This window comes from Pseudomonas sp. c313 (genome assembly GCF_055407145.1).
In genome coordinates, this window is sequence record NZ_JBUZRD010000002.1 from 560963 (window position 1) to 575442 (window position 14480).

2 protein-coding genes are annotated in these 14480 nt (G+C 61.3%); both read right to left on the reverse strand.

Features of this window, described 5'->3' with window-relative positions; all coding sequences use genetic code 11:
* Nucleotides 1-13: 13 nt before the first annotated feature.
* A complete protein-coding gene (locus ACZRKZ_RS07495; RefSeq protein ID WP_463981231.1) occupies nucleotides 14-12577 on the reverse strand; it encodes a filamentous haemagglutinin family protein in 12564 nt (4187 codons plus the stop codon).
* 283 nt (nucleotides 12578-12860) lie between these two features.
* Nucleotides 12861-14087: a substrate-binding domain-containing protein gene (locus ACZRKZ_RS07500; protein ID WP_463981232.1), complete on the reverse strand. Its 1227-nt coding sequence runs from the start codon at nucleotides 14085-14087 to the stop codon at nucleotides 12861-12863.
* Nucleotides 14088-14480 lie beyond the last annotated feature (393 nt).

The following is a 14480-nucleotide window of genomic DNA, read 5'->3' on the forward strand; positions in this document are numbered from 1 at the left end:
GTCCATCAAAACCCTACAAACTAATCTGCCCCCGCTCCTCATCCGTCAACCGCGCCCGCGCCTGTTCACTCAAAGGCCCCGCGCCCAACACCTGCACCGGACTGTCCGGGTTATACACCGGCGCCCTGCGCGCATCCTCCTGCCCTCGCGGTACTGGCTCTGTACCAAACCCGAGTACCTCAACCGTCACAATCGAAGCCCTGCCCCCGCGCGCCGCCGCCTGCTGATTACGCGCCGCATCTTCCGCCGCCTGGGACGCCGCCGCACCCGCCGCGCTGGCCGAGCTCATCGCCCCGGCATTCACCGACGCCGACACCGGCACCCCGGACGACTTGCCCTGGGTCTGGATATTCGCCGCGTTCACCACCCGCAACGCCGCAATGTTGATATTGCCCGACACCCGAATCCCCGCCTCCCCCGCATCAACCGTGCCCAACGGCGCAATCAAGTCGATGTCCCCCGCGGGCACTTCCGGGATCGGGTTAAGCGTGGCAATCCCTGCCCCCGTGCTCGGCACCGACGGCGACAAGGTCACATTGCCCCAACCGTCATAGACCCGCTTGGGCGGCGTATACACCACGGTGGTCTTGGACCCCCGGCCGGCGTTGATATCCCCCGCTGCCGACCAGCCCATGATCGAACCGCCAAAAGTGGTCATGATCCGGCTCTGGCCCAGCAGAATGCTGCCCATGGAATACAGCTGGATATCCCCCGCGCCCTGGGTAATAACCCCCGCCGAAGCCGGTGGTGCAGCGCCTTCTATGCCGAAGGTCTGACCGCCGCCAGGGGTGAGCATCTGGATCGAACCACCAAAATTGGTGTGCACGCCGGAGCCGCCAAACAAGGTGATATCGCCCTTGTAGGTGATCGCATTGCCGGCCACGTCCTTGTCCGGGAACAGCGCAGCAATCGCCGCCCGCCCCCGTACATAACTACCCTCGCGCACACCGCCGTCCTGGTTGTATTCACGGCCGGCAGCCTTGAGCTCGGTGAAATACACCTCACGGGCAAACACCCGCTGTTGCTCCGCCGGCAGCGCCGTGTAATAAGCCCGGGCCTGCTCGCTGTCACCTTCAAAACCGAAGCGCTCGGCCAGCCAGGTGACCAGTTCGTTTTCGTAGGTCTTGGCGACCTTGCTGCCCTGGATCGACAGCGCCTCACCCGGCTGCGCCAGGTTGCCCGGGTTGAGGTAGGCCTCCACAAAGCGCCGATAATCCGGGCCGTTGGGGCCGGCGCCGGCTTGCATGACAATGCTCGCGCCAGGGCGGTTATCGCCTGGGGCGACAGGGCCGAGGCTGGTGACACTTACCTCGCCGCCCTTCAGGACGTCGCCGCCAGACATGAGGATATTGCGGCCAGCAGTCAGCTCCAGGGTGCCGGGGCCGGCGACCTGGAAGTTGCTGTAGAGGATGTCGCGCCCGGCAGAGACGATGGATATATCGTTGGGGCTGTTATGGATGAACAGGTTGCCCGTCGACAGGGCGTTTTCGGGGCTGGGAATGGTATTAAACCGACTGCCACTGCTGACAATATCCCGTCCGGCCATCATCCACACCGGCGCACCACCCTCGTACCAGGTCTGCCCCGTATGAAGATACGTTGGGCCAGAGTCAAAGGAGATGATCCGTCCACTGGTGACCCCCACCAGATCCCCGGTAACCGCATAGAAACGTGCAGGGTCGGTTGAGCGGTTCGAGGTTGTCGACGCGCTGGCGGAACCAAAGACGAACAATGGCAATGGATTGCCATTCGCAGGACTACCGTTCGCCGACAGGTTGCTGCCGTCAACGGCGACCTCACCGTTAACCCTGCCGACAAACGCCGGACGCCAAGGGGTCGCCATGACGCTCGGATCGGCCGACGATGGCGTCACGAACATGCCGCCGGCGTAAATCGAGTCGTTAGCCAGGAACTGCAACTGGCCGTGGGCGCCTGGGGCGAGCAACAGAGCAGAACTGTAATCCAGGTCAAACTGCGGTGAGGCAGCGGCTTTGCCGTAGTAAAAACTGCCGCTGGCCGCCGTTGCCCGGACAATCGAGGGATAGACAATCGCCAGGTCTGACGCTATGCCTCCAGTGTTTGGGGTCAAATTGCCTCCCGCTGAAAACAGGTCAATGGCAGTACGTTCGGTCCACAGCGAGAACCAACTGGTGCCAATACCGTGTTCCAAGTTCCCTTGTTCCTTGGAGCCACGTGTGAGTGGCGAACTGTTGAGCAGTTCCACTCGCCCTGGGTCCACCACATCCTGCAAAACAACATCACCCAGTGTCGCCAGGCTAAATGTGGCATCGCCCGGCACCAGCGTCATGCCGCCCACTGCCCGGCCACGGGTGGCCTGCAATGCATCGAACGCCCGGGTTTCGCCAGCACCGTGATCTTCCTTGACGCTGCCATAGTGCAGGTCAATCTGGCCCAGGGCACCGCCAAGCAACTGCGCATTACCACGTAAATTCACCAGCATGCCGTTCTGCCCGCCGACCAAAAGGTCACTGGCCGGGTTCATGGCACCACCGATACGCACGCGCAAATCGCCACCGCCCGTCAACTGCAGACTGCCATCGCTCGCCACTCGGCCAGTACTGCCAACGGCCAGCACCAGGCCTTGACTGCGCGGGTTGGCGAAGGAAAGCATGGCATTACCGGCCATGCGCTGAAGTACCCCTGCGTCACCCGCGACCTGTATGTCCAGATCACCACCACCCAACGTGCCGAAACCGGTAAAGCCGACCAACTGATCCGCACTGGCAGCCTTACTCGCCAGGTCATTGTCGGCCGTGTAGCTACCGAAGTTGATCCACCAGGCTGTCGGTTGGGGTTGGCCGCCGACATTCACATCCGCACTGCCCTGGCGCCACAGCCAATTACCCACACTCGCCGAATCTGTGCCGGCATCCAAAGGGTTAGGCCGAAAAAAGCCGCTATTGAGTGGAGCAACGATGTTCCCCGTCAGGTTGCCACCTACGTTCATCGTCAGGTTGCCGCCTGCCTCCGGGTACCAGGCACGGTACAGGCTGCCAGTGTCACCGTTGACGAACTGTTCGAAGTAGCTGCCAGGGTCATTGAGTACGGTCTTGCCACGCCCCAGAGCCTTGGGCTGGTTATAAGGGTCGCCCTTGTAAGTGGACGTGGAGGACGTGCCCGCCGTATAGACCCCGTACAGCGAATCCATGCTCAGGTTGCCGGCACTGAGCAGCTCAAGGTCACCGGTGCCGGTGCGGATCACACTGAAACGCGTACTTGATGGCACTGCTGCATACTTCGTGACGCTCAGGGAAAGACAGTAACTGGGCAACTGGGCACACAAATCCTCGACCGAATGCATCGTTGGATTATTGAACTCCTTGACCATCGCGTCAGTGATCACCGTCCCCTCTTCGACGCCCAAGTCGTCCACCGCGACTTGGGTCCATACATATTGAGCCTTGATAGCGCAGTACTCCGGAGAACTGAGACAGAAGTCGGCAACCGTGCCTAGGCTTAAGTCGTCAAACATCTTCTGGTCAATCGGCTCACCCTCTTTGATATCGAGCCCCTCCCCATCCGGCCCGAGGTCCAGGATCGCCTGCGCAGTCCACGTTTGAACACCTTCTGGAGGCAGTTGCTTGGCAAACATGCCGTAGTGACTGTCCGCCAGATGCAAGTCACCGCTGCGCGGATGCGCTTGCAGGATGCGGCTGTCCGCCGCCTCGGTGTCAGCCCCTGCCACAAGGCGCAGCGACCATGATTGCGAACCTTCAGCCAGCATCGGCGAAATGGCCCAGAGCCGATTCGGCTTCCCGGCCACTTGCGCACGCAACTGCACCGAGTCCGCACCGGCCAGCAACTTGACATTGGTCCCCGAAGGAATGAGTGCGCCCCGTGGCAGCGGTATATTGCCGTTGAGTGTGACGATATTGTCAGTGGCCCTTGTGGCGGCATCTACGGAGGGCAGCGGCACACCTTTGGGCCAGGTCATGGCCCCAAATTTAGTCCCTTGAGTCAGCAGGCTGCCAGCTTCCAACTGTGAACCGGCCACCAGTGTGTGCGCCTGGCTCAACAACGTACCTGCCGCCAACAACACATTGCCGGAAGCATCCAGCACCGACGCAGCCAATACAGTGCCAGACGGCAGCACCAGGTCTTGGGTCAGGGTCGCGCGCACCGGCAAGCGGGTACCGGCAGCCATGGTCATGCCCTTGATCGGCAGGTCGTAATTGAGCACCGTACCCGCCGGGAACGCAGTGCCGTCCGCCAGGGTTACACCATGACCCGGCACCACAATATCGCCGCCGGTAAAGTCGATACCCGGCAACAGCACCCAGCCTTTGTCATCAACGGTCTCGGGCGGTGGCGCGAAGCCATCGTTGATACTGCCGTAGATATTCAGGTCGCCACCGGCGCGCAAGGTCAAGCTGCCCGACTCACCAGAACCGTAAACATCGTCTGTCTTCTTGATGTGTGGGTTGAGGCTGGCATACCGGAAGCCAGAGAGATCGAGATCGCCCTGCACCACCAGATCACCGTCCGGCGTTTTGCTAACGATTTCCACCCCTGGCCGCAAGTGGAAGGCATCGGCGTAGGTCGCGTTATTCAGGCCAGCGAGTTTGTTTTGCCGCAGATTATTGTTGAGCAGTGCAGCGTCGATAAACTTGACGCTCAAATCATGCTTTTTCTCCAGGTAGTTCTGATCGATTACCTGATATGGCCGACCGCTGGCGGTAGGATCGGTTTTCACCTCGGCATCGTCGTAGCTGATCATGCCGTTGAGGGTGATCGAGCGGGCGCCCTGGATATTTAGTTGGCCATGTGCGTCGATGGCGATGTCATTGCTGGTGCCATCGGGGTTGATCAGCCGTGGCGCGTTCAGCTCCAGGGTGCCGCGATTGCGACCGTCGTTACCCTTCACCACGTCGGTGCCGTGGCGCAGGTCGATGCGTACACCGTCGGCCAAGGTCAACAGGCCGGTGCCGGAGCCGAGGATTACCATCGCCCGGTTGGGTGAGTCGATGATTTTGCCGTAGCTGTCCACCCGCAACTTGCTGCCATGGGCGTCCAGTACCGCACTGCCATCCAGGGTCAGGCCATGTTTGCCCGCCAGGTTGATGCTGCCAACGCGCTCACCACTCGCGTCCACCCTGCCTGTAACCAACAGGCTGCCGTTGTCCACGGACACGTTGATGGTGCCGGCCTTGAGGCCGTTGCCGATGGTCAAGTCGCCCTGTTTGAGCTGGAAGCTGCGCGAGCCAAACACCTGGCCTTCGTTCAGGCGCTGGTTAAGGTCGGCGAACTGTTGGTCCAGGTTGTCGCCGCTGCCCAGGCGTTGGGCCTGGATTTCCACAGTACCGGCCTGATAAGGCATCAAGGTGCCACCGGCATCGTAATAGCCGCTGCTGCCGCCAAGGATCTTGCCTTGCAGGTCGACAATCCCCCCCGCCGCATCTACCGCCATAGCCCGCAGCTTGCCGGCCCGATTGTGTGTGGCCGACAGGTCGATGGTTGACCCCACCGCCTGGAGGATATTGTTGGTGCGACTGTCCAGCAGCACATCGCCGCCCCAGCTGTATTGGGTGACGTCGTTGAACGCGATGGCGCGACCGGCGACGTCGATCAAGGCGTCGCCGGTAAGGATCACGTCGCCACGGGCGCCCAGGCTGACCTTGCCGCTAGGCAGCACCACCGCAGTGGCCAGGCGAATGCTGTCACCTTGCAAGGACAGTTCGGCGCCCAGGCCGTTAACCGTGCCACGCACACCAGCCGAGGCTGCCACGTCAATCGCACCGCCCGCCGTGATGCGGTTCGCCGAGCCGGCTTCACCGGTCATCAGCGGGGTGAGAATATTGAGGTTGCCACCGATGTACTGGAAGCCCTTGACCGGGTCATACCCAGCCTGGCGCTGATACACCGAGAGGCTGCCCTTGTGGTTCGCAGTGATGCGTTCACTGGCGTTGAGGTTGATGTTGGCAAAGCCCAGGGCCAGGCGGTCGAAGGTCTTGGTGGTGCTCTTCTGAGCGAAGGCACCATAGCCAAACTCAATACGCTCGGCGTTGATATCCAGACGCCCTCTACCGATACCGGCACCGCCGGCGATGACCGCTCCGGGTGCTGCCTCGGAGCCCTGCCAGATCAAATGGGCGGTGTGGATAGTGGCCACATCGTTGGCATCACCGGAACCGTAAATCGCCGGGGTGGACAACAGAAAATTGTCCAGGCGCGACTTGCCAGTCTGAGGGTCGTAAGTGTCGAGAGTCGTGGTGCCGTAGAAGTTGAAGGCCTTGCTGGCCGACAGTTGCAGGGTTTCCAGGGTCGGTGCACCGAACTGGGTATCACCACGCAACAAGCGATCGAGCACCTGCTGGTTGAGGGTCAGGCCGGCCGGCAACACGTTGCGTGCTGCGGCATCTGCCAGGCCCGTGGTGCTGCCGACGTTGATATTGCTCAAGGCCAGCGCCAGGTGACGAGTGCCATAGCGCACCTGGTCGCCCAGCTCCAAGGCTGTGTCGGTTGCCGCGACGATGCTGCCCTGCGAATAGAGCGAGGTTTGTCCCGAGCAACTGCCAGTGGCACAGACACCAATCTGAATACCGCCGGTCTTGATATTCCCCGCATTAACGTAGGGCAGCACATTGAGCAGGCCGTTGGACACCGCCAGCATGTTGGGCACGCCTTTGTAGACAAAACCATCACGGGCATCATAGGACGCCGCCCCCTGGCCGATGGTATTGATTGACGCGCCCTGCTCGATCACGAGATCGCCGCTACCGGCTACCAAAATCACCTCCGGCGCCGCCAGGGTCACACCTGCTCGCAGCAGGATCGAACCACCCGGGGCGTTTTCCCCCCGTGCAAATTCGATGGTGTTGCCACCCTGGCCATAAAGCACCATCGATAGGCCACCCACCAGCAGGCGCTTGGCCCCCAGGGCGTTGAGGCTTTGGGCATCCACGGTCAAGCCGGTGAACCCTGGATCAAGCGGTTTACTGGCATCGACGATCTGCATATCGCCAAGTGACCGGTTGATCAGCGCCACCGTACCGCCAAAGCCTCCTAGCGCTGCATCAAAGCGGCCAATGCCCTTGAACGAAAACGTATCGCTGCCGCCCCCGACATTCATCGCCAGCTTGAGGGTCTTGGCATCCATCGGCAGCAAAGGTCGTGGCACACCGAGCTTGGCGGCATCGGCGATGGCGAATTGGGTGTAACCGGTTTCGTTGTACTGGGAATAACGTCGCAAGGTGTCGGCCGACGTCAGGATCACTTGGCTGACCAGGCCGTTCTGGATACCGGTGTTAATAATCGACAAACGCCCTACCGTGGACCATGAGCCGTTACGCATTGGCGTGGCACCAGCGTCACTGCCCAGCCCGGCCAAGCCATTGATCTCAACCCGGAACGCCCCCGGCATCAGCGCATAAGTGGATGGCATCAAGGTATAAGTACCGGCCGGCAGCCCCGAAACCCCGGCACCGATGGTGATCTGCTGACCGACCAGTGGCGCCACCGCACCGCCCTCGGCGGCCACCGGCGCATACCCCGGCTGAGCGCCAGGCACGATGGCGTACACCGGGTTGGTGTTCAGCCCCGGCAGCGCAAACCCGCCATTGGCCCCGAACTGTACCAGCGGGTTGTAGCGCGCATCGGTGGAACCGCCGCGCCCGGAAATAAACCCGGCCCCTAACAGTTCACCACCGCCGGAAAGGTCCAGGACAGCCTCGGGCAATACCGCCACGGACTTGCCGCCCAGGATCACCCCGACCGTCAGGTCGCCGCTGCCAATCACCACCCCACCCTGCCCCACGAAATTCACAGTCTTGCCGTTGTAGCGATAGGTCTGGCCATCCACCGTACCGCCATACGGCAATACCAGGCCTCTGCCACTGACCGAGGTCAGACTGCCGGGTAACAGCTCGACCCTGGTACTGCCCAGGTTGCCGAGTTCGATCACCCCCAAGGGCGCACGCAGCACGCCGCCTTGTTTGATAGTAGCGGCGCCCAGTTGCAGGCGCCCGAACACCGAGTACGGCGCGACACCTGTATCGCTGCCAACTTTCTCAATAGTCAGGGTGCGCGTTGGGTCGAACTCCTTTTTCTGGTTATTGCCGCCCAGAGAGCCTACCAATACCTGAGCGCTGATCCCGCTGCCAGGGTAGATTCGGGCCGCGCGCAAGGTCAGGTCGCCCGCCGATTCCAGTATCGTGCTGAAGCCTTCTGTCACCGCGCCATCGCGACCAGCGAGGAACCGCAGATCACCACGGCTGTTGAGGTGTACCTGATCAAAACCCGAATTGAGTGCGAAAAACACCTCACCGCGAATATCCAGCAAGTCGCTGTCGAGCGTGAACAGGCCTTGGCCTGGTATCGCGGGCTTCTGCGCTGATGACGGCGAAATCAGAAAGTTTTCGTTTCTGAGCGGCGAGAGTATTCCGCTGAGCACTACATGGGGCGCATTAAGGCTAACCTGCGAGGTGTTCGAAGCTCCTAGGGCCAAGTCCATACCACCGGAATACAGTTCCAGGCTTTGTCCCATGTTCAGTGATACATCACCGGCGAATGACAGTGTTCGGCTCAACAAGGCGAGACTGTCGAAACCACCGGCTATCACTTGATCTGCCCCGAGCCGCCCATGACCATAAATCAGCGAGTCGGCAGCTGACTCGGCAGTATCGGGTAAGATATTGGCCCGGTGGACCTGGCTGAGAATCATCTCGCGGGGGGCCAGAACCCGATCGTTGGCATAGGCTCTTTGGTAATACACAGACTCCAGCGCCAGCGCCAGGCGCCCACCCGCGGCTCCCTTGCCACCGGCCTTGGCCACAATGCTGCCGTCCAGGTACAGGCCATTGTTGGAAGCAAAGGCAATACTGCCGCCATTGCTCGCCACCAGCGTGCGTCCCTGCCCCGGAATATCCAACAGCGCCTGAGTGCCGGAAGCATCCAGCCGCGCGCCTTCGCGTACCACTACAAACAAGTCGCTGGCCTTGGCGATGCCGGTGGCCGGGTTGATATCACCGCCGATGGTGATCTGGCCGCCGTTGCGCACTTGACCGTAAAGCCCACCGCGATTGTTCACCGCGGTTACGGAGCGGGCTGCCACATCAATCAATGCCTGCTCGCCGATCCAAATCGAGCGACCGTGGCCGATGGCATCGACCTTTTCGGAGTCAGTCGTACTTATGCCCGCAAGGCTGACGCTACCACCCCAGGCGTTGAGCGTGCCGTTGACGGTCAGTTGGCCGATGCTGCGCAGGTTGATCGCCTGGCCAGGATCGACACTAATCACTGCGCCCTGACCCACTGTCAGGGCGGTGGTCGCCATCTGCGCGGCCGTGGAGTCCTGATACCCGGCGGCCAGGTTCAGGCTGGCACCACGGCGTTGGGTCAGCACACCCTTGGTCGCATCTTCCTGATACAGCTGCGGGGTCCAGCGTTCCAGAGTCGTGGCAGGGTCGCTACCGCTCGGCGTAGTCGCCGCCTGTTCGCCTAAACGGTAGACCGGCATGCTGACGTCGACCTTCGCGCCATCGGCGACGATCAAACCTTCATTGCCCGTGATGTCATAGGCCGAGAAACCCTTGTTGAAGAAGTCACCGGCCAGTTGCAAGGTACCGGCCTGCGGCACGCTGGCGTTATTACCAACCAGCACCTTCTGGGCTTGCAGGGCCAGAGTGCCGCCGCCACTGACGCCATAGCCGCGAATATCACCGCCCAACTCCAGTGCACCGAAGGCGCCCAGGGTCACGCTGCCGCCCTTGCCGCCGCTGACCGTACCGTCCAGGCCGATGGTTGCGCCGGAGGACACACTCACCAGGCTACCGGCCGCCAGTTTCACGTCACCGGTACTGCGCAGCGACACGTTGCCGCCGTTTATATAGGCCACACCGTCGGTGATCGAAGGGTCCAGCGCCAGGTTGTTCCAGCGCCCGGAGGCATCCAGCTTGACCCCATCGGCGACACTGACTCCCGCCAAGCCCGGCAGGATCACATCGGTGACAACGTTGTTGCCATTGAGATAAATCTGACTGAGCACGTTCCCGGCATTGATACTGCCACCGTGGGCAGTCAGGTTGGCGTTGACCTTGACCCCGGGTGCATACAGGGTGATATCGCCACCGTCCGCCACCTTGAGCGCACCGTTGACCTCAATCTGCTGCTTGGCCCCCACCTTGATGGCGCCCAACTGGTAGCCGTTGAGTTGGTCACTGTCGAGCACCAGCTTGCCCTGACGCTCGGCTGGTAACGCAGTACTCAGATCCAGGCCATCGGCAATCTTTTGCGAGTTGCCCTCGATCAGCACCTGGTTCGTGGTCGGGGTCAAGGCGTAACGCAAGGTGCCGGTACTTTTATTGAAGATCGGCGTGTACTGGCCGATGATCAGCTGCGCGCGCTGGGCCATTGCCTTCTGCGACTGCTGATAACCATCGAGGTTGATATTAGGCGCCAGGGTCTGGCGATCACCCTGGAACACGTCGCTGATCAACTGCCCTTCCAGCACCGCATTGGTCGTGCCCACCACCAGTTTGCCGGCATCGCGGCCCACGGTATAACCGGCCTCATAGCGGCGTTGCGAGGCGATCAGCGGATTGTAATAAAGATCGGTGCGGCCCCAACGTGTACTGCTGTCTTCAAAGCCCTTGTAGAACCCGGTGTACAGAATGTCCCCCGGTGCTTTCGACAGTTCATAGAGCCGACCATCAGGGCCCTTGAGCCAGGTTTGCTGGATATAACCGGCCTGCACATCGACGGTACCGCCCGACAGATTGATCTGGGCGCCCTGCTGGGTCACCACGTCCTTGCCGGTAAAGGTCACGGTGCCGCCCTGGGCCATCCACTCGCCCACCGAGTGGCCTTGAGTGCCGAGGTAACCGCCCACTTCCAACAGACCGCCTGCGGTGTACCAACGATCCGTGGCATAGCCGTTGGTGCCCGCGGGGACGAACACCAGCTCCCGCAAGTCGACCCACACATCATTGTTGATCAACTTGCCACTTTCCCGGTTGACCGGCGCGTCGCGCTGCTCGTTGCCCTGGACGTTGATCTTGATGTTGTTGGATTCCATCGACACCTTGACGCCGATAGCACCAGACACATCAATCATCGCGCCATCGCGCACCAGGCTGCGCTGGCTGGCGCTGACTACCACCTGACCGCCGGTGGCCAGGGTAATCGAGCCTTTCTGGAAGTCCACGGTGCTGCCGCTGACGATCTCGATCCGCGACTGGTCGGTGCGATCGGCGACGCTGCTCAGATTATTGAACTGCCCGGTGATCAGGTTGGCCGCATGGCCGTCGAGCTTGATCAGGCCGTTGTCCTTCTGGCTGTTGAGGGCGGTGCTGCCACTGCTGTCCAGCAGAATCGCGCTGGTGCTGCCCTGGCCCAGGGTCACGCTACCGGTGCTGTCGCTGGCCGAGTTGAGCAGATGGATGGTGCCGCGAGTGTCCACCGAGGTACTGGCCAGGACCACGCCGTTCTGCTCTACCTGGTGCCCGGTGAGGGTGATATCGCCGGTGGAGGCCATGATCAAGCCGCTGTTGCTGACCTTGCCCGAAGTACTGCCGGCCTTGAGGCTGGTGGCCACTTCATTGCCACGGGTGGTGGAACGGTCATTGCCCGCCGTGCCGACACCGCGCCGGATATAAAAACTGTCGCCCGCCGCCAGGGTGGCCTGACCCTTGGCCGTAATGATGGTGCCGGCGTTTTCCACTTCCGAGCCCAGCAGCAAGGCGTAGCCGCCGGAGTCGGTGGACGTGGCCGGGGCATGAGTTTGGATCAACGCCCCGCGCTGCACCTCGACCTTGCCCGCCGCATCGGTAAAGGTTGGCTGGGTGCCATTGGCATCGACATAAATTCCGCGCAAGGTGAACTGGTCATCGGTGATGGTGGCCGCAGCCGCCACCAGGTTGCGCACGTTGACCTGGCTGCTGCCGCTGAAGACCACACCGTTACGGTTCATGATCATCACCGTGCCGGCACCCTTGATCTGGCCCTGGATCTCACTGGGGCGAGCGTTAGGGTCATTGACGCGATTGAGCAGTGCCCAGTTGGACTGCTGCTGGAAGTCGACGGTGGTGTTGCGCCCGACGTTGAAGGTCTCCCAGTTGAGGATCGCCTTGTCAGCGGTCTGCTCGATGGCCACCGTGGTCTTGCCGCCGGCCTGGCTCTGGGTCGGGCCCTTGGCATTGATCCAGCCCTGAGTCAGGCTGTTATCGACCTGCAACCCGCCCTTGCCAAGACCATCGGGGATGGTCGAGATTTGCCCCATCGCTGCCTGCCGCCCCGCTGCCTGGGCTGCCTGTTGCGCGGCAATCGCCGCGACGCTGGTGTTGAGGGTGCTCAGGGAGCGCTGCAACTGCTGGTTGACGCGGGCCTGCTGGGACAACGGCGGCGGCATCCCCGGCACCTGCGCCCCGGGACGCGCCGCCGTCGCCGCCTGGGACGCGCCCTTGTCGGCGAACCAGCCGGAACTGAAGGCCGTGGCACCGTGGGCACTGCCCGCCACCAGCAGCAAGGCAATGGCATGGGCCAGGGGCTTGAGGCGCAGGATCGTCTGGCCGTTGCCAGGGCCTTGGGCATTCACGTTAACCGGTGGTTTGCAGCGGACCATCTGGAATCATCCTTCTTTGTTATTGCTCATGGGCGACTGGCGACGCGCGTCACGTATGGGAGTTAGGCGGTTGGCGAGGGGCGGGACTGAACATCTGTCATCGAAAATTCATATAAGGCTGATACTTGACGCAGGGTTTCACGGAGGTCCGTCAATCGACTGTGGGAGTCCTAGATCTTTGAAGGCAAACCCTGGCTACGGAAAATAAAGAGCCTCCCGCAAAAAAATCAGCAACGGCGCAGGCCGTTGCTGATTGGGTGTTGCGGGTCGGAGAAAGCGTGGGTTACAGCGGACGACCGATGGCGTTGCAGGTGTTGGACTTGCCAATGCTCAGGTCGCTGGCAGCAGTGATGAAAGTTTCACGAACTGCATCTTTCCAAACCTTCGGCAGTGGCACGAAGCGGTTGTTGTTGATGGCGGTGTCGTTGTTGACCGCGTTGCCGTAGTGACGTGTGAAGAACGCGCGCACTTGCGAGGTCTGAGTGGCGTCGGCGTAGCACTGGCTGAACACCAGGTTGGTGAAGCCGAGGATCGGATAGCCGCTGTCTGGATAGGCCACTACGCTTGGATCAGTAGTGCTGGTGGTAGCAGCGAACACCGGTACCCAGGCGTTCGGGTTGGCGCGGTTGATTACGGCAGGTACTGCTACTACAGAGATAGCGGTAGAAACGTTACCTGGAGCAGGCGAAACACCGGCAACGGTAGCGACTTTGGTAGCGTCATCAAGGCCAGCCAAGGTAGGCGCAGCGTAATCCGGGCTCATGTAAGTGATTCGGCCTTCGGCGAAGTTCAGCGTGCTCATCACACCTTCGCTGGTGTCTTTATAGGTTTCTGGCGGAGTGGTAGTGCTGCCCGGAATCGGCTGTTGCAGGGGGTTGAGGGCAGTCGTCGGCAGACCGCCGGAGAAGCTGCTGCCGAACGCCTGAGTCACAGCGAAGGTGCCGCCTTCCAGGGATGGTTTGCACTTGGCGTTGAGGAAGCGAGTGAACAGTTCAGTGGTACCGCTGTTCTCTTTGCGATAAACCAGGGTGATTGGTCCGGTACGACCGGCACCGCTGATCTGGCTCCAGTCGGTCCGACGCCCCGAGAACACACCGCACAAATCGTCAACGCTGAGGTTGACCGCATTGGCGCCAGACTTGTTGAAGGCAATGGCAACCGAAGTAGCCACCGAGGGCACCTGAATCAGCGGGCCCCAGGTAGGTTGCTTATTAGTGCCATAGGCGGTCAGTTCAGCAGTTGTCAGCTTGGAATCGCTACCCGCCCAGTGCACGTTTTTGTTGGTAACACCGGCTACGAACTTGCGGTAGTCGTTGGTCAGGAACGCTGCCTTGCCGTTGCCGCTGCCCACACCGATGTAGGGGGCGAAACCGGCAGTCAGTACGCCAGAAGTCTGGTACAGCGGTTGTGGCAAGGTAGCGCCGCCGCCGTTGATGTCAGCCAGTGCAGCCTGGGCCGAGCAGAGGGCCGCGAGGGTCATGGATACCGCGAGAACGTTGCGTTTAAACATGAAGAAGCTCCTTTCATCGTGTTTGTACGTTGGGTAGTGGGTTCTTGCATGACGCCATGGCGCTCGGGTTTCAAGCCTTGATTCAGAGGGCTCTAGGGGTGAGGCCATAGCGAAGAAGTTCGCAGTTTCCGATGACAGATGTAGGAAAAAACCTCGGGAGGAAAGGCTTGATTTTTAAAAAGATTCTCGGGTGTTTTGGCAACAAAACCGGGCTGTTTCAACCCAGGTGACAGCGAGGTTTCAAGAGGGTTTTTCGGCCCTGGGCTGGAGGCAGCGCGGGCCGTGTCGAGGGGTAGGCAGATGACAGAATGAGGAACCCGAGTTTGGGGACTCGGTATCGAGGGCTTGAGGGTGGTAGTGCGGCCGACGCAGCCTCGCTGGGGCTCGACAACG